Genomic DNA, 17,591 nt, shown 5'->3' with positions numbered 1-17,591 from the left:
ACTAAACATATCTTTTGAAGGTTTAAGAAGAATGTTTTATAGTATATTTACACATTAAAGACTTAAATTGAATAACTTTTTTAAACAAGCATAGTGCATCGCTATGTTTGTTTTTATTTTGAAAATAATCAATGATAAGCGAACAAATGTTTGCTTTAGAAGATATAAATTTGTTAAAATAGAACATAAATAAAACGTGAAAATTCAGTTCATAAACATGCATGTTAAACTAAATATAAGCGATAAATAAATAGGAGGCGTATGTCAGAATGGTCGAACACGTTCCATTTAAGTTGAATTCTGAATTCGAACCACAAGGGGATCAACCACAAGCAATACAAAAGATTGTTGATGGAGTAAATGAGGGGAAACGCCATCAAACGTTATTAGGGGCTACAGGAACTGGTAAAACATTCACCATGAGCAACGTGATCAAAGAGGTTGGTAAACCTACATTAATCATTGCACATAACAAAACATTAGCTGGACAACTTTACAGTGAGTTTAAAGAGTTCTTCCCTGAAAATAGAGTAGAATATTTCGTCAGTTATTATGACTATTATCAACCAGAAGCATATGTACCATCAACTGACACTTTCATCGAAAAAGACGCCTCAATTAACGATGAAATTGACCAATTACGTCACTCCGCTACAAGTGCGTTATTTGAGCGTGATGACGTCATTATTATTGCCAGCGTAAGTTGTATTTACGGCTTAGGTAATCCAGAAGAATATAAAGACTTAGTTGTAAGCGTACGCGTAGGAATGGAAATGGACCGTAGTGAACTTTTAAGAAAGTTAGTCGATGTTCAATATACTCGGAATGATATTGATTTCCAACGTGGTACGTTTAGAGTGCGAGGAGATGTTGTTGAAATATTCCCTGCATCTAGAGAAGAAATGTGTATTCGTGTTGAATTCTTCGGTGATGAAGTTGACCGAATTAGAGAAGTTAATTACTTAACAGGAGAAGTCATTCGCGAACGTGAACATTTTGCAATTTTCCCAGCTTCTCACTTCGTAACTCGAGAAGAAAAAATGAAAGTAGCAATTGAACGTATTGAAAAAGAATTAGAAGAACGATTAAAAGAATTACGTGATGAAAATAAATTATTGGAAGCTCAAAGACTTGAACAACGTACAAATTATGACTTAGAAATGATGAGAGAAATGGGCTTCTGTTCAGGAATCGAGAACTATTCAGTTCACCTTACATTAAGACCTTTAGGTTCTACACCATACACGTTACTTGATTATTTCGGAGACGATTGGCTTGTAATGATTGATGAATCACACGTTACGTTACCGCAGATTCGTGGTATGTATAACGGTGACAGAGCACGTAAACAAGTACTTGTAGATCATGGTTTCCGTTTACCAAGCGCGCTAGATAACCGCCCACTTAAATTTGAAGAGTTTGAAGATAAAACAAAACAATTAGTGTATGTATCTGCAACACCAGGACCATATGAGTTAGAACATACTGATGAGATGGTAGAACAAATTATCCGTCCAACAGGATTACTTGATCCTAAAGTGGATGTTCGACCAACTGAAAATCAAATTGATGACCTATTAAGTGAAATCCAAGAACGTGTAGAGCGAAACGAACGCGTCTTAGTTACAACATTAACTAAAAAGATGAGTGAAGATTTAACCACATACATGAAAGAAGCGGGAATTAAAGTGAATTACCTTCACTCTGAGATTAAAACATTGGAAAGAATTGAGATTATTCGTGACTTGCGAATGGGCACATATGATGCAATTGTAGGTATTAACTTGCTAAGAGAGGGTATTGATATACCTGAGGTTTCATTAGTAGTTATTCTTGATGCAGATAAAGAAGGATTTTTACGTTCAAATCGTTCACTTATCCAAACGATTGGTCGTGCTGCCCGTAATGATAAAGGTGAAGTTATTATGTATGCCGATAAAATCACTGATTCCATGCAATATGCAATTGATGAAACCCAAAGACGTCGGGATATACAAACGGCACATAATGAAAAATATGGTATCACGCCACGAACAATTAACAAAAAAATACATGATGTCATTAGTGCTACAGTGGAAAGTGATGAAACGAACGAACAGAAACAAACAGAACTACCTAAGAAAATGACTAAAAAAGAAAGACAAAAAACAATCGAAAATATAGAAAAAGAAATGAAAAAAGCAGCTAAAGATTTAGACTTTGAAAAAGCAACAGAATTAAGAGATATGTTATTTGAATTAAAAGCAGAAGGGTGACGTTTAAATGAAAGGACCGTCTATAGTAGTTAAAGGAGCTCGTGCACACAACTTAAAAGGGGTAGACATTGAATTACCTAAGAATAAACTTATTGTCATGACCGGGCTTTCAGGGTCTGGTAAATCTTCCTTAGCGTTCGACACCATTTATGCTGAAGGACAAAGACGCTACGTGGAATCGTTAAGTGCATATGCTCGTCAATTTTTAGGTCAAATGGATAAACCAGATGTAGATACAATTGAAGGTTTATCGCCTGCGATATCTATCGATCAAAAGACTACTAGTAAAAATCCTCGTTCAACTGTAGCTACAGTTACGGAGATTTATGACTATATTCGTCTACTATATGCTCGAGTTGGGAAGCCTTATTGTCCTTATCATGACATAGAAATTGAGTCGCAAACGGTTCAACAAATGGTGGACAGAATTTTAGAGCTTGAAGAACGCACTAAAATACAATTACTTGCCCCAGTTGTGTCCCATAGAAAAGGAACGCATGAAAAATTAATTGAAGATATCGGCAAGAAGGGGTATGTACGTCTTCGTGTAGATGGAGAAATCGTAGATGTTAATGAAGTCCCAGAGTTAGATAAGAATAAAAATCACACAATAGAAGTCGTTGTAGACCGTTTAGTAGTTAAAGATGGTATAGAAACGCGTTTAGCTGATTCAATTGAAACAGCTTTAGAATTAGCTGAAGGAAATTTAACAGTTGATGTTATCGATGGAGAAGAACTCAAGTTCTCTGAGAACCATGCATGTCCTTTATGTGGATTTTCAATTGGTGAATTAGAACCTAGAATGTTTAGTTTTAATAGTCCATTCGGTGCTTGTCCCACTTGTGATGGCTTAGGTCAAAAACTAACAGTAGACCTAGACTTAGTTGTGCCAGATAAAAATAAAACTTTAAATGAAGGTGCCATTGAACCATGGGAACCTACAAGCTCAGATTTCTATCCAACACTTTTAAAACGTGTGTGCGAAGTGTATCGAATTAACATGGATAAACCTTATAAGAAACTGACAGATAGACAAAAAGATATTTTAATGAACGGTTCTGGTGATAAGGAGATAGAGTTCACTTTCAAACAACGAAATGGCGGAACACGTAAACGTACAATGGTGTTTGAAGGTGTTGTTCCTAACGTTAATCGTCGCTATCATGAATCACCTTCAGAATATACACGTGAAATGATGAGTAAATATATGACAGAATTACCATGTGAAACATGTCATGGTAAACGTTTAAGCAAGGAAGCTTTATCAGTATATGTAGGCGGATTAAATATTGGCGAAGTTGTAGAATACTCAATTAAAAATGCTTTGAAATATTATGAAAACATTGAGTTGAGCGAACAAGATAGAGCGATTGCAAATCAAATTTTAAAAGAAATTATTTCAAGATTATCTTTCTTAAATAATGTAGGTTTAGAATATCTGACGCTAAATCGTTCGTCAGGTACTTTATCAGGTGGTGAAGCACAGCGAATTCGTCTTGCAACGCAAATAGGTTCAAGATTGACAGGTGTCTTGTATGTCTTAGATGAACCTTCCATTGGTTTGCATCAAAGAGATAATGATCGCTTAATTAATACTTTAAAAGAAATGCGTGATTTAGGTAATACACTCATCGTTGTAGAACATGATGATGATACGATGAGAGCTGCAGATTATTTAGTTGATGTTGGCCCTGGCGCTGGTAATCATGGTGGAGAAATCGTATCAAGTGGTACACCATCTAAAGTAATGAAGGATAAAAAATCTTTAACAGGTCAATATTTAAGTGGTAAAAAACGTATCGATGTACCTGAACATAGAAGAGAAATAACAGATAAGAAAATTAGTATTCAAGGCGCACGTAGCAACAACCTTAAAGATGTTAATATTGATTTTCCGCTTTCAGTTATGACAGTAGTTACTGGCGTATCAGGATCAGGTAAAAGTTCACTAGTAAATGAAATTTTATATAAATCTCTTGCTCAAAAAATTAATAAATCCAAAGTTAAACCTGGAAATTATGACAAAATTGATGGTATCGATCATTTAGATAAAATTATTGATATCGATCAATCTCCAATCGGTAGAACGCCTCGTTCGAATCCTGCAACTTATACTGGTGTATTTGATGACATTCGCGATGTTTTTGCGCAAACAAATGAAGCGAAAATACGTGGATATCAAAAAGGAAGATTTAGTTTTAACGTAAAAGGTGGCCGTTGTGAAGCTTGTAAAGGTGACGGCATCATTAAAATAGAAATGCATTTCTTACCTGACGTATACGTTCCATGTGAAGTTTGTGATGGTAAACGTTATAATCGTGAAACTTTAGAAGTCACTTACAAAGGTAAAAATATTGCAGATGTTTTAGAAATGACGGTTGAAGAAGCAACACACTTTTTCGAAAACATACCTAAAATTAAGAGAAAACTACAAACACTAGTAGATGTAGGACTTGGCTATATAACTTTAGGACAACAAGCAACAACACTTTCAGGTGGTGAAGCACAACGTGTGAAACTTGCATCTGAATTGCATAAACGTTCAACAGGTCGTTCAATTTATATTCTTGATGAACCTACGACAGGTTTACACGTGGATGATATCAGTCGCTTGTTGAAAGTGTTAAATCGTTTAGTGGAAAATGGAGATACCGTCGTAATTATTGAACATAACCTTGATGTCATTAAGACGGCAGATCATATCATTGACCTTGGACCTGAAGGCGGTGATGGCGGTGGTACCATTGTTGCTACCGGTACACCTGAAGAAATAGCACAAAACGAAGATTCTTATACTGGAAAGTACTTGAAACCAGTATTAGAAAGAGATAGTATTGAATAGTTTAGTTCATATAATAAACTTAGAATAGAATGTCTAGAGAGAGACTAGAATGCAATGAAATGTTCCTTACAAAGTAGCCAGTTTAACAACTCAAACTTTGAAGGGGCATGAACCACAGATGCGTTTTAGTCTCTCTTAGTTTTTATATGATGATCAATATCGATTTAAGTCAGAGACGCTTTGACACTTTTATGAGTCATTCATTGTAATTCGTCCAGTGCTTCATTTTCAAAAAGCAAAAGAATTTGTGACTTAAAATGTTCAAGTTAATAGTCATTTAAGAATGTTTTATATTTTAAAGCATCATTTTAATATAGATTGTGAGTTTATTTTTGATATGATAATAGAATAGAGAATAGAAATGAAGGGATATTGAAAATTGAGGTGAACCCATGTTAACAACAGAAAGATTGGTTAATACGCTTAATTTAGAAGTAATTGCCGGTGAACAAGGTTTAGATAGACCAATAAAGAATACAGACATTTCACGTCCAGGTTTAGAAATGGCAGGTTATTTCTCTCATTATGCTTCTGATAGAATTCAATTATTAGGAACTACAGAGCTATCATTTTATAACTTACTTCCTGATGAAGAAAAAGAAGGAAGAATGAGAAAATTGTGCCGACCAGAAACGCCCGCAATTATTGTTACGCGTGGATTAACTCCCCCTGAAGAATTAGTGAATGCTGCTAAAGAATTACATACACCGATTATCATAGCGAAAGATGCCACAACAAGTTTAATGAGTCGATTAACTACATTTTTAGAACATGAATTGGCTAAAACAACATCTCTCCATGGTGTGCTTGTAGATGTTTATGGCGTTGGTGTACTCATTACAGGTGATTCTGGTATAGGGAAAAGTGAAACAGCATTAGAGTTAGTGAAACGTGGTCACAGACTAGTTGCTGATGATAATGTTGAAATCAAAGAAATTACTAAAGATGAATTAATAGGAAAGCCACCTAAGTTAATCGAACATTTACTAGAGATTCGTGGTCTCGGCATAATCAATGTTATGACACTTTTCGGCGCAGGGTCTATTCTCACTGAAAAGCAAATCCGCTTAAATATTAACTTAGAAAATTGGAATAAAGATAAATTATATGATCGCGTAGGGCTAAACGAAGAAACCCTAAAGATTCTAGATACTGAAATTACTAAAAAGACCATCCCTGTTAGACCAGGTCGTAACGTCGCAGTCATCATTGAAGTTGCTGCAATGAATTATCGTCTTAATATCATGGGGATTAATACAGCAGAAGAATTTAGCGAACGATTAAATGAAGAGATTGTTCGCAATAGTCATAAAAGTGAGGAGTAATATGAAATGGGTTTAACGCTAGGTTATATCGATCCAGTTGCCTTTAACATTGGACCTATCCATGTTCGTTGGTATGGCATCATTATTGCTTGTGGCATTTTATTAGGTTATTTTATTGCGCAAGCCGCACTTAAGAATGTAGGGTTACATAAAGATACTTTAATAGATATCATATTTTATAGTGCCATTTTTGGTTTTATAGTAGCTAGATTGTATTTTGTTATTTTCCAATGGCCGTATTACATGGAAAATCCAGGAGAGATACCTAAAATATGGCATGGGGGTATCGCCATCCATGGTGGTTTAATAGGTGGTTTTATCACAGGTATCATTGTATGTAGAACCAAAAATCTTCACCCTTTCCAAATTGGAGATATAGTCGCTCCAAGTATTATCTTGGCTCAAGGTATTGGCAGATGGGGGAACTTTATGAACCATGAAGCGCATGGTGGACCTGTTTCAAAAGCATTCCTCGAACACCTACATTTGCCTGATTTTATTATTAGAAACATGTACATCGATGGTCAGTATTATCATCCTACATTTTTATATGAGTCTCTTTGGGATGTGCTTGGGTTCATTATTTTAATCACATTAAGAAAGCATTTGAAGTTAGGGGAAACATTTTTCGGCTATCTTATTTGGTATTCTATTGGACGATTCTTTGTCGAGGGTTTGAGAACAGACAGTTTAATGCTTACAAGTCACATTCGAGTGGCACAACTTGTTTCAGTGATTCTTATCGTAATAAGTATTATTTTAATTATTTATAGAAGAATTAAGTATCAACCTTCAACATTTAAAAATGCTGGACCATTAACATGGCCAGGCAAAAAGGTATAGTGGTTATATTGAGACGATTAAATAAAGAAAAATATCACAACGTTAATCCGTTATGGAAAATATATCAAATAGTGAAGTTTCCTAAAGTATTCAAACAGACGGTTATTATTGAAGTGTCGCGGTTTATACCAAGTATGAATTTAAAAAGTCATATATACCGTAAATTTCTAAAAATGACTGTGGGTCAAAACACAGCCTTTGCTTATAAAGTCTTACCTGACTTGTTTTATCCAGAGTTAATTTCTGTTGGCAATAACAGTGTTATTGGTTATAATACAACAATATTAACGCATGAGGTGCTCGTCGACGAGTGGAGATATGGCAAAGTTCACATTGGCGACCACACTTTAATTGGCGCAAATGTGACGATATTGCCGGGTGTTAAAATAGGAAACCATGTAAAGATTGGAGCTGGTACAGTGATTACTAAAGATGTACCAGATGACAGTTTTGCATATGGTAATCCTATGCAAATTGAAGTTTATAAAGGAGGTGACAATTAATGGCACATGCAGACAATAAAATTATTCCAATGATTTTTGATGAAGCATTTTATCGTAAAATGGCTACGCAAAAGTGGCAACAAAAAGACTATAAAAAAGCAGCGGACTATTATGAGAAAGTGCTTGAATTGTCACCTGAAGATTACGATATACAACTACATTATGCCCAATGTTTAACGAAATTAAACCTTGGGAGAAAGGCTGAGCACATATTTTACGAGAATATTGTTAATGACTTTCATGTAGCAGATAGTTTTTATGAGCTCAGTCAATTAAATATAGAACTTAATGAACCAAACAAGGCGTTCTTGTTTGGTATTAATTATGTACTTTTAACAAATGACCAAGAATTTAGGGAAGTTCTTGAAAAAACATTCGAAGTTACGTATACAAGTGAGCATAAAATTGAATTAGAAGCTCAATTATTTACGACGCAACTATTATTTCAGTTTTTATTCTCTCAAGGAAGATTAACTGACGCACGTGCATATATTTTAAGCCAAGATGAACATATTCAATCTCATCGCGTCATTCGTAATTTACTTGCAATGTGTTACTTATATTTAAGTGAGTATGAAACAGCCAAAGAGATGTTTGAAGAATTACTGAGTGAAGATAACTCAGATGTTCATGCATTATGTCACTACACACTATTACTTTATAATACGAACGAAATGGATAAATATAAGAGATATCTTAAAATATTGAATAAAGTAGTTCCGATGAATGACGATGAAAGTTTTAAACTGGGTATTGTCCTAAGTTATTTAAAACAATATCAAGCATCTCAAAACTTACTTTATCCTCTATATAAAAAAGGTAAATTTTTATCCATTCAAATGTATAATGCATTGAGCTTTAACTTTTATTACCTAGGTAATAAAGATGAAAGTGTAGAATTTTGGAATAAACTATTACAAATTTCTAAAGTCGACGTAGGATACGCGCCGTGGGTGCTTGAAGAAAGTAAATCTGTTTTCAATCAACGAATACTCCCATTACTATTAGATGATGACAGTCATTATAGACTATATGGAATCTTTTTATTAAATCAACTCAATGGTAAAGAAATATTAATGACGGAAGAGATTTGGTCAATTCTTGAATCAATGAATGATTATGAAAAGCTATACCTTACTTATCTCGTGCAAGGATTGACGCTCAATAAATTAGATTTTATTCATAGAGGGATGTTAAAACTTTATAACCTAGAGAATTTGAAATATGATACAACATTATTTATTGAATGGATTGATCAAGCTGAAGCGATTATCTCTGAAAAGGTTGATTTAGCTGATGTAGATAGATACCTTGCCGCATTTGTTTATATGTTCTATCGACATACGAACAATGCATTGACCAAAAAAGAAATAATTGATTATTTTGACGTGACACGCTATAAATTAGATAAAACGATTGAGTTTTTAATGAGCATTTAAATTTATGAAATAAATGGTATGGTATATAATGCGCATAATGATTAATAACTAGGAGGCATTTTAAAATGACTGAAGTAGATTTTGACGTAGCGATTATTGGTGCGGGGCCTGCCGGTATGACAGCAGCAGTGTATGCATCTCGTGCAAATTTAAAAACAGTTATGATTGAACGTGGTATGCCAGGTGGACAAATGGCTAATACTGAAGAAGTGGAAAACTTCCCAGGTTTTGAAATGATTACGGGTCCAGACTTATCTACTAAAATGTTTGAACACGCGAAAAAATTTGGAGCGGAATATCAATATGGAGATATTAAATCTATAGAAGATAAAGGTGATTATAAAGTTATCAACTTAGGTAACAAAGAGATCACAGCTCATGCAGTAGTTATTTCAACTGGAGCAGAATATAAAAAAATCGGTGTTCCTGGTGAACAAGAACTTGGTGGACGAGGCGTAAGTTACTGTGCTGTTTGTGATGGTGCCTTCTTTAAAAACAAACGCTTATTTGTTATCGGTGGCGGTGACTCAGCAGTCGAAGAAGGAACATTCTTAACTAAATTTGCTGATAAAGTCACAATTGTTCATAGAAGAGATGAGTTACGTGCGCAAAATATCTTACAAGAACGTGCTTTCAAAAATGAAAAAGTTGACTTTATTTGGAGCCATACGTTAAAAACAATCAATGAAAAAGATGGAAAAGTAGGATCAGTTACTTTAGAATCTACGAAAGACGGTTCTGAACAAACATACGATGCTGATGGCGTGTTTATTTATATCGGTATGAAACCATTAACAGCACCGTTTACTAATTTAGGAATTACTAACGACAATGGTTATATTGTGACTAAAGCTGATATGAGTACAAGCGTGCCTGGTATTTTTGCTGCTGGGGACGTTCGTGATAAAGGCTTACGTCAGATTGTAACTGCAACAGGAGATGGTAGTATTGCTGCGCAAAGTGCGGCTGACTATATCACAGAGCTCAAAGATAAACTTGAAGCGTAATTTTTAAAATCTAACAAGAAGCTAGAACATTGATGATGATTTCAATTCGTGATCAATTGTTCTAGCTTTTTTAAATATGAAAATACATTCCTTTGGATATACGAGTGTGATAAGATTATTTTAATAGAATCAACGATAGACTGAAGAATTGAATTGGCGGTGACTTTTAAAATGAAAAACAACGAAAATGAAATAGGCAAAAGTGAATTATTAGTTGTTACAGGAATGTCTGGCGCGGGTAAATCATTAGTGATTCAAAGTCTCGAAGATATGGGATTCTTCTGTGTAGACAACTTGCCACCGGTTTTGTTACCAAAATTTGTAGAATTGATGGAGCAGGGTAATCCCTCTTTACAAAAAGTGGCGATTGCCATTGATTTGAGAGGGAAAGAACTTTTCAAATCATTAATTAAAGAGATAGACATTATCAAAAGTCGTAATGATGTCATCTTGGATGTCATGTTTTTAGAGGCGAAAACGGAAAAACTCATTTCGCGTTATAAAGAATCTAGAAGAGCACATCCATTAAATGAACAAGGGCAACGCTCACTTATAGAAGCTATCAATGAAGAGCGTAAACATCTTTCTGAAATTAGAAGTATTGCGAATTATGTCATTGATACGACGCAATTAAAACCGAAAGAATTAAAGGAACGCATTAGTAAATTTTATCTGGATGATCATTTCGAAACATTTAGTATTAATGTAACAAGTTTTGGTTTTAAACATGGTATACAAATGGATGCTGATTTAGTCTTTGATGTGAGATTTTTACCTAATCCATATTACGTTAAAGAATTACGTCCACTGACGGGGCTTGATGAACCGGTGTATAACTATGTCATGAAGTGGAAAGAAACAGAAATCTTCTTTAATAAGTTGACTGACCTTTTAAAATTTATGATTCCAGGATATAAAAAAGAAGGGAAGTCACAGCTTGTTATTGCAATTGGTTGCACAGGTGGTCAACATCGTTCAGTTGCGCTAGCGAAACGTCTAGGCGAATATCTTGATGAGATTTTTGATTACAATGTTTATGTGCATCATAGAGATGCGCATATCGAAAGTGGAGATAAAATATGAAACAAATAAAAGTAGTACTTATAGGTGGAGGAACAGGTTTATCCGTTTTAGCTAGAGGGTTAAGAGAATTCCCCATAGATATTACTGCTATTGTAACTGTTGCTGATAACGGAGGTAGCACTGGGAAAATTAGAGATGTGATGGATATTCCTGCACCAGGTGATATTCGAAATGTCATTGCAGCTTTAAGTGATTCAGAGTCCATCCTTACTCAACTTTTCCAGTACCGTTTTGGAGAAAATCAAGTCGACGGGCATTCTTTAGGTAATTTAGTTATTGCCGGAATGACAAGTATTACGAATGATTTCGGGCATGCGATTAAAGAATTAAGTAAAGTTTTAAATATTAAAGGGCAAGTTATTCCATCTACAAACACAAGTGTTCAACTTAATGCAGTGATGGAAGATGGAGAAATTGTATGTGGTGAAACGAATATCCCAAATACGCATAAAAAAATTGACCGCGTATTCCTAGAACCTGGAGATGTCGAGCCGATGGAAGAAGCGGTAAATGCACTTGAACACGCTGATTTAATTGTGCTCGGTCCCGGTTCATTGTATACGAGTGTGATATCGAATCTATGTGTGAAGGGGATATCTGAAGCATTACTACGTTCCGAAGCACCTAAACTGTACGTTTCTAATGTGATGACACAACCAGGCGAGACAGATAATTATGATGTGAAAGAACATATTGATGCCCTTTGTCAGCAGGTTGGTCAAGATTTTGTAGACTTTGTCATTTGTAGTAATGAAAAATATAGCCAAGCTACCTTACGTCGTTATGAAGAACAAAATTCTAAACCAGTTAAAGTTAATAAAGAAGAGTTGAAAAAGAACGGAATAAGAGTTTTAACGGCTTCAAATTTAATTGAAGTTTCAGATACACATCTCGTACGCCATAATACTAAAGTTCTATCAAAAATGATATATGAATTGGCATTAGACTTAACTAGTACAATTCAATTTAATCCGAATCGTAAACGTTAATAGTATTGGCAATAGAAACGTTTATGATATGATAACTTACGTGTGTTTAATTATTAAAATTCATAATCTCTATGTCGACCATACATAGATTAAAATAGAGTTGATTTAGGAAGGAATGAGTGTTCTATGAGCTTTGCATCCGACATGAAAAATGAATTAACACGCATTGAAGTAGATGAAGCAAATGCTAAAGCAGAGCTCAGTGCATTAATTCGTATGAATGGCGCACTTAGTTTATCGAATCAGCAATTTGTAATCAATGTACAGACTGAGAATGCGACAACCGCTCGTCGTATTTACTCTCTTATCAAACGAATTTTCAATGTAGAAGTTGAAATATTAGTTAGAAAAAAGATGAAATTAAAGAAAAATAATATTTATATTTGTCGCACTAAAATGTTAGCAAAAGAAATTTTAAATGATTTAGGCATTCTCAAAGAGGGCGTCTTCACTCATGAAATCGACCCTAATATGATTAAAGATGATGAAATGCGTCGTAGTTACTTAAGAGGGGCATTTCTTGCAGGTGGATCAGTGAATAATCCAGAGACGTCATCTTATCACCTTGAAATATTTTCTCAATATGAGAATCATTCTGAAGGCTTAACTAAATTAATGAATAGCTATGAATTAAATGCGAAACATTTAGAGCGGAAAAAAGGAAGTATTGCTTATTTAAAAGAAGCGGAAAAAATCTCAGATTTTCTAAGTTTAATCGGTGGTTATCAAGCATTGCTTAAATTTGAAGATGTGAGAATCGTACGTGATATGAGAAATTCGGTGAATAGATTGGTAAACTGTGAGACAGCTAATCTTAATAAAACAGTTAGTGCTGCGATGAAACAAGTTGAAAGTATTCAGCTAATAGATGAAGAAATAGGCTTAGATAATTTGCCAGATCGATTGAGAGAAGTAGCTAAATTACGTGTAGAACATCAAGAAATATCTTTAAAAGAATTAGGAGAAATGATTTCAACAGGACCTATCTCTAAATCTGGAATGAATCATCGACTGAGAAAGTTAAATGAGCTAGCAGACAAAATTCGTAATGGTGAACAAATTGAATTATAAAGAAAGGTATCTTTGAACGAGGTTCAAAAATACCTGCTTTGTTATGTCTTTTATGTTTATAGGTACCCCCTCGAGAGGAATTGAACCTCTATTATAAGAACCGGAATCTCATGTGTTATCCATTACACTACGAGGGGTAAATGAGGGTAGAATCATTTTTCTGTACTAAAGAAGTTGATAACAGTACAATTAAAACGATAATTCTAGTTTACAAATCTTAGAGTTAAGCGTCAAACTGAAATTTTAAAACTTAAAGTTGAATATTTTGACCATTTTTGACTTTTAAGGTAAAATAATTTATAACAGTTATTATAAGGAGGAAAAATAGATGAATTTAATTCCTACAGTTATAGAAACAACAAATCGCGGTGAACGCGCATATGATATTTATTCACGTTTATTAAAAGACCGTATTATCATGTTAGGTTCTCAAATTGATGATAATGTAGCAAATTCAATTGTATCTCAATTATTATTCTTACAAGCACAAGACTCTGAAAAAGATATCTACCTATATATTAACTCACCAGGTGGTAGTGTAACTGCTGGTTTTGCCATTTATGATACTATCCAACATATTAAACCAGATGTTCAAACTATTTGTATCGGTATGGCTGCGTCAATGGGTTCATTTTTACTAGCAGCTGGCGCTAAAGGTAAACGTTTTGCTTTACCAAATGCTGAAGTAATGATTCACCAACCATTAGGTGGAGCACAAGGTCAAGCAACTGAAATTGAAATTGCTGCCAACCATATCCTAAAAACTCGTGAAAAATTAAATCGTATTTTAGCAGAACGTACAGGTCAATCAATTGAAAAAATTCAACAAGATACTGACCGTGACAACTTCTTAACAGCAGAAGAAGCTAAATCATATGGTTTAATTGATGAAGTCATGGAACCAGAAGGTAAATAATAAACAAAATTCGAGGCTAGGGCATTTCCAATGTCCTAGTTTTTTTATGAAAAAAGGGACGATACAGAATTCTAGAAGTTAAGAATTCATATCATCGCCCCTGCAAACTCTTCTGACAGTCTTTATATTTCAATTTATAGTGTTATGAAACATAAAGAGGCGCGTCATTGCCTCTTCATATGCCAATAGTGACAATACCATAGACTGTCTCTATTTTAGTTTTTCTTTCCTTTGAACATTAAGCGTACAACAACAATTAATAACACTACTCCAATAATTATAAATAGCAAAGAAAGTAGTATCATTGCTATTGTATGTTCAAACGCAAAAATCCCATTTAAAATTAATAAAATACTAGCAATAATTAACAAAATATAAGTTAATTGATTGTCTTTCATTGTATAAACCTTCTTCGTACGTAGTTATTTCTTATGCTTCAACTAAATCATCTAAAGCATTTTTCAAGTTGTTAAATTTAAATTCAAAACCAAGTGCATGTAATTTATTCGGTAGAACCTTTTGAGTATCGAGAACAACTGTAGACATTTCACCTAGAACTAAGCGCATTGCTAATTTAGGCGCCCATGTTTCATGAGGTTTGTGCATTGCGCGTGCTAAAGTATAGCCAAATAAATTTTGTCTTTCAGGTATAGGCGCTGTCATATTAAACGGACCATGTGCATCTTTATTACCGATTGTGAATAAAATTCCTCTAATTAAATCATCAATGTGAATCCATGAATACCATTGTTGTCCTGAACCTAATTTACCACCTACATAGAAACGGTAAGGTAATTCCATTGTTTGCAATGCACCGCCATCATCAGAAAGAATAAGTCCGAATCTTCCTATGACTACGCGAGTTCCGAAGTCTTTGAATTTATTCGCAAAGCGTTCCCATTGATAAACAACATCTGATAAGAAATCAAAAGGTAACGTTTTATATAATTCAGTATAACTATAAAATAAATCTGGTGGATAATATCCCATCGCACTAGCATTAAATAACACTTCAGGCTTTTGAGTACGATCTTTGAATAATTCATATAAAGCTTGGGTTGATTGGATGCGGCTTACCATCATGATTTGTTTATGTGATTTTGTCCATCTTTTATTGAGAGTGGCACCTGCTAAGTTTATGACAATATCGATATCTGGAACTTTCTCTTGCCAACCCTCTTTTGACCAATTGACATATGAAATCTTAGCGTCGTTCGAAGTTTTATCTTGTCTTGTTAAGATCGTAATATGTGCATCGGTTTGCTTGATTTCATTTACTAAGTGGGAACCTACCATTCCTGTTCCACCTGTAATTAAATAGTGTTTCATTATTTCACCTCATTTTGAAAAATTAAAGCGCTAACCTTATTGATAGTCATTATTGATATTCAAATTTTATACATTTTTTAGCCAATAAGATGTCAAATACTTTTTTTAATTTGCATTTAAAATTAAAAGATATCAGTTATAATGAACTTGTACCTTCGATAATTAATTAAACATCTCTTAATTAGTATGAGTATACCCCATAATATACTAACGAAGGTAAATTTTGACTCCCTTTAGTAGTGGATCCATGCGAGCAACGTATGGATCCTTTTTATTTGTATTTTAAGGTATAATTATTGCTTTATACAAAAATTATTTTGATGAATATAAAATCTACAATCATTGTTTAATTTGTATTATTAATGGTTAAAAACAAATTACATTATTTAATTACTTAACCAATCATCCATTTTACAAAAAGTATGATACATATAATAAAAGATGTAATGATAAATCCGGCAACATGATTCGTTTTTTCTTCCTCATAATTATCATTCTCAATCATCATATATTTTAAACTTTTTTTAGACTTACTTTTTAAAAATTCATCATCATTAAATCCGTACATAAACATCACGTACCATTCGTATTAAGTTTAGATTAAGTTACTAAAAAAATAATGTTCACCTATGTGTATGATGTTATCATATACAGGATAGATATTTGTAAACGTACAACTTTTAAGTAATGGTAATTTATTGCAATTATTACATAGTTAGTCCATTATAATAAGTTGAATTCTGTAGTTTCGACATTATAAGTAATTGTAATGCGTTGAGGTCATCCTCAATTAAAAGTAATGAACAAGATTGAAATGCACGTTTAACAACAAACATATTTTTATTATAAATTAATTCCTAATAATTGAAAGAGAGGTAAGTAGAGAATGAGTGGCATGGCAAAAATAATTAGCACAATTATCGTATTATTATTACTAATTGGCTTAGCATTTGGAATATTCTCTTTTGTAGATAGTTCAAAAAAAGCGAATGAACGACTTAATAGTGAAAAAACAGAACAACATGATAAGTCTAAAGAGGATAAAAAAGATAAAGACAAAGACAAGAAAAAAGATAAAAAGTCTGATGAGAATAGCATGAACACGACACAACAAACGCAACAAACACAGCAAACGCAACAGACTCAACAAACACCGCCGCCGACTAAGCAAGCACCAACACAACAAAGAAATACGCAAGAAACACAACAAACAAAACAACAGAAAAAACAACCACGTTCAACGCAAGAAACTAAAACTGATGAAAAATCATCACAACAACCTAAAACACAAGAAAAAGAGGAACCAAAAGAAGATAATGCTTCTAAAGAACAACCAAGTTCAGAAGAGAAACCATCTTCTCAACAACCTCGTTCACAACAAAATAGCTCTCAGCAAAAGCAATCTAATAATAGTAATCAATCTGCGCAAAGAAATACAAGTCAGTCACAACAGTCAAGCGGTCAAAGAAATTCTAGTCAGTCACAACAATCAAGCAGTCAAAACTCAAATAGTAATCAATCACATAGTTCAAACGAAGATTAATAGTTTAAGCCAATGTCCACTTTTAGGGCATTGGCTTTTTAAGTACATATTAAAATAACCAGTAGATTAACATCGATAAGAGAAATGAAATAAACATAATTGAAAAGCAGCCTATAGAACATCCACAACCCGTATGCGTGCAACCATAAGAATATGTTTTATTGATGGTCTTACCATTTTCATATTGATGATGTTTATATGTAGACTGATGATTTTTAAAATAATCATCATCTTTATAACGTGAATCATCTGGATCGATGACTTCTATTTTATCCTCGGAACGTTTGTCGTTAGCCATTAATATCCCTTCTTTATAAAAAGCTTCATAACAATTTAATTATAAATGAAATGATTATGTAATCAAAACGAATGATTATTCACAAAAGACCGTGGGTAAAATTATCTCGTAAAGGTAATAACACAAAAATGTGAACTTTTTGGCGTCG

The 17,591-nt window shown here is 33.7% G+C and carries 16 protein-coding genes and 1 tRNA gene; 12 read left to right on the top strand and 5 right to left on the bottom strand.

The window, feature by feature from the left end; all coding sequences use genetic code 11:
* Positions 1-269: 269 nt before the first annotated feature.
* The 10 genes from uvrB to whiA all read left to right on the top strand — a co-directional run bounded on the left by uvrB (position 270) and on the right by whiA (position 13,357).
* Positions 270-2,255, top strand: coding sequence for an excinuclease ABC subunit UvrB (gene uvrB / locus HMPREF2580_RS09425; protein WP_002441539.1), 1,986 nt, complete (start codon positions 270-272; stop codon positions 2,253-2,255).
* Positions 2,256-2,262: 7 nt separating this feature from the next.
* Complete coding sequence (gene uvrA / locus HMPREF2580_RS09420; RefSeq protein WP_070832324.1) at positions 2,263-5,097, top strand: excinuclease ABC subunit UvrA; 2,835 nt, start codon at positions 2,263-2,265, stop codon at positions 5,095-5,097.
* Positions 5,098-5,489: 392 nt separating this feature from the next.
* The gene (gene hprK / locus HMPREF2580_RS09415) at positions 5,490-6,422 is read left to right on the top strand and encodes an HPr(Ser) kinase/phosphatase (protein WP_002441542.1); all 933 of its coding nucleotides are present in this window, start codon (positions 5,490-5,492) and stop codon (positions 6,420-6,422) included.
* A 6-nt stretch (positions 6,423-6,428) separates the two neighbouring features.
* A complete protein-coding gene (lgt, locus tag HMPREF2580_RS09410; protein ID WP_002441545.1) occupies positions 6,429-7,265 on the top strand; it encodes a prolipoprotein diacylglyceryl transferase in 837 nt (278 codons plus the stop codon).
* A complete protein-coding gene (locus HMPREF2580_RS09405) occupies positions 7,244-7,768 on the top strand; it encodes an acyltransferase (RefSeq protein WP_371106729.1) in 525 nt (174 codons plus the stop codon). Before lgt ends, HMPREF2580_RS09405 begins: the two co-directional genes overlap by 22 nt.
* Positions 7,768-9,207, top strand: a complete 1,440-nt coding sequence (locus HMPREF2580_RS09400) for a tetratricopeptide repeat protein (protein WP_070832320.1) — start codon at positions 7,768-7,770, stop codon at positions 9,205-9,207. The genes HMPREF2580_RS09405 and HMPREF2580_RS09400 overlap by 1 nt, the downstream gene beginning before the upstream one ends.
* Before the next feature lie 44 nt (positions 9,208-9,251).
* On the top strand, positions 9,252-10,214 hold the full coding sequence (gene trxB, locus HMPREF2580_RS09395; protein WP_301280170.1) for a thioredoxin-disulfide reductase: 963 nt from the start codon (positions 9,252-9,254) through the stop codon (positions 10,212-10,214).
* 171 nt (positions 10,215-10,385) lie between these two features.
* On the top strand, positions 10,386-11,297 hold the full coding sequence (gene rapZ / locus HMPREF2580_RS09390; RefSeq protein ID WP_070832317.1) for an RNase adapter RapZ: 912 nt from the start codon (positions 10,386-10,388) through the stop codon (positions 11,295-11,297).
* Positions 11,294-12,286, top strand: a complete 993-nt coding sequence (gene yvcK / locus HMPREF2580_RS09385) for a gluconeogenesis factor YvcK family protein (RefSeq protein WP_002441556.1) — start codon at positions 11,294-11,296, stop codon at positions 12,284-12,286. The genes rapZ and yvcK overlap by 4 nt, the downstream gene beginning before the upstream one ends.
* Before the next feature lie 126 nt (positions 12,287-12,412).
* Entirely contained in the window at positions 12,413-13,357 is a 945-nt protein-coding gene (gene whiA, locus HMPREF2580_RS09380) for a DNA-binding protein WhiA (RefSeq protein WP_002441558.1), read from the top strand.
* 65 nt (positions 13,358-13,422) lie between these two features.
* Here whiA and HMPREF2580_RS09375 read toward each other — a convergent pair.
* A tRNA-Arg gene (locus HMPREF2580_RS09375) sits at positions 13,423-13,494 on the bottom strand.
* 191 nt (positions 13,495-13,685) lie between these two features.
* Between HMPREF2580_RS09375 and clpP the strand changes: the two genes are divergently transcribed.
* On the top strand, positions 13,686-14,273 hold the full coding sequence (gene clpP / locus HMPREF2580_RS09370) for an ATP-dependent Clp endopeptidase proteolytic subunit ClpP (RefSeq protein WP_002441560.1): 588 nt from the start codon (positions 13,686-13,688) through the stop codon (positions 14,271-14,273).
* Between the two features lie 215 nt (positions 14,274-14,488).
* Here the strand turns inward: clpP and HMPREF2580_RS09365 are convergent, their stop codons facing one another.
* From HMPREF2580_RS09365 to HMPREF2580_RS12345, 3 genes are all read right to left on the bottom strand, one after another.
* Positions 14,489-14,671 (bottom strand): hypothetical protein, encoded by a 183-nt coding sequence (locus HMPREF2580_RS09365; RefSeq protein ID WP_002441562.1) that lies wholly within the window; start codon positions 14,669-14,671, stop codon positions 14,489-14,491.
* A gap of 31 nt (positions 14,672-14,702) precedes the next feature.
* The gene (locus HMPREF2580_RS09360; RefSeq protein WP_070832314.1) at positions 14,703-15,602 is read right to left on the bottom strand and encodes a TIGR01777 family oxidoreductase; all 900 of its coding nucleotides are present in this window, start codon (positions 15,600-15,602) and stop codon (positions 14,703-14,705) included.
* A gap of 394 nt (positions 15,603-15,996) precedes the next feature.
* Positions 15,997-16,170 carry a hypothetical protein gene (locus HMPREF2580_RS12345; protein WP_167495588.1) on the bottom strand — a complete coding sequence of 58 codons (174 nt, stop codon included), beginning with the start codon at positions 16,168-16,170 and terminating at the stop codon, positions 15,997-15,999.
* A 318-nt stretch (positions 16,171-16,488) separates the two neighbouring features.
* Here HMPREF2580_RS12345 and HMPREF2580_RS09355 point away from each other — a divergent pair, with 318 nt between their 5' ends.
* A complete protein-coding gene (locus HMPREF2580_RS09355) occupies positions 16,489-17,145 on the top strand; it encodes a DUF4887 domain-containing protein (RefSeq protein WP_070832311.1) in 657 nt (218 codons plus the stop codon).
* Between the two features lie 49 nt (positions 17,146-17,194).
* On the opposite strand, the gene HMPREF2580_RS09350 is transcribed toward HMPREF2580_RS09355, so the two are convergent.
* Positions 17,195-17,443: a hypothetical protein gene (locus HMPREF2580_RS09350; protein ID WP_002441568.1), complete on the bottom strand. Its 249-nt coding sequence runs from the start codon at positions 17,441-17,443 to the stop codon at positions 17,195-17,197.
* Positions 17,444-17,591 lie beyond the last annotated feature (148 nt).

It is taken from the genome of Staphylococcus sp. HMSC036D05 (assembly GCF_001836225.1).
GTDB classification, from domain to species: domain Bacteria; phylum Bacillota; class Bacilli; order Staphylococcales; family Staphylococcaceae; genus Staphylococcus; species Staphylococcus caprae.
Note: the sequence above shows the minus strand (reverse complement) of the source record. Positions and strands in the feature narration are given on the sequence as shown.

Bases quoted from the DNA above. Each gene is read 5' to 3' on its own strand.
- uvrB (WP_002441539.1), top strand. From the start codon at position 270: ATGGTCGAACACGTTCCATTTAAGTTGAATTCTGAATTCGAACCACAA.
- uvrA (WP_070832324.1), top strand. From the start codon at position 2,263: ATGAAAGGACCGTCTATAGTAGTTAAAGGAGCTCGTGCACACAACTTA.
- hprK (WP_002441542.1), top strand. From the start codon at position 5,490: ATGTTAACAACAGAAAGATTGGTTAATACGCTTAATTTAGAAGTAATT.
- lgt (WP_002441545.1), top strand. From the start codon at position 6,429: ATGGGTTTAACGCTAGGTTATATCGATCCAGTTGCCTTTAACATTGGA.
- HMPREF2580_RS09405 (WP_371106729.1), top strand. From the start codon at position 7,244: ATGGCCAGGCAAAAAGGTATAGTGGTTATATTGAGACGATTAAATAAA.
- HMPREF2580_RS09400 (WP_070832320.1), top strand. From the start codon at position 7,768: ATGGCACATGCAGACAATAAAATTATTCCAATGATTTTTGATGAAGCA.
- rapZ (WP_070832317.1), top strand. From the start codon at position 10,386: ATGAAAAACAACGAAAATGAAATAGGCAAAAGTGAATTATTAGTTGTT.
- yvcK (WP_002441556.1), top strand. From the start codon at position 11,294: ATGAAACAAATAAAAGTAGTACTTATAGGTGGAGGAACAGGTTTATCC.
- whiA (WP_002441558.1), top strand. From the start codon at position 12,413: ATGAGCTTTGCATCCGACATGAAAAATGAATTAACACGCATTGAAGTA.
- clpP (WP_002441560.1), top strand. From the start codon at position 13,686: ATGAATTTAATTCCTACAGTTATAGAAACAACAAATCGCGGTGAACGC.
- HMPREF2580_RS09365 (WP_002441562.1), bottom strand. From the start codon at position 14,671: ATGAAAGACAATCAATTAACTTATATTTTGTTAATTATTGCTAGTATT.
- HMPREF2580_RS09360 (WP_070832314.1), bottom strand. From the start codon at position 15,602: ATGAAACACTATTTAATTACAGGTGGAACAGGAATGGTAGGTTCCCAC.
- HMPREF2580_RS12345 (WP_167495588.1), bottom strand. From the start codon at position 16,170: ATGTACGGATTTAATGATGATGAATTTTTAAAAAGTAAGTCTAAAAAA.
- HMPREF2580_RS09355 (WP_070832311.1), top strand. From the start codon at position 16,489: ATGAGTGGCATGGCAAAAATAATTAGCACAATTATCGTATTATTATTA.
- HMPREF2580_RS09350 (WP_002441568.1), bottom strand. From the start codon at position 17,443: ATGGCTAACGACAAACGTTCCGAGGATAAAATAGAAGTCATCGATCCA.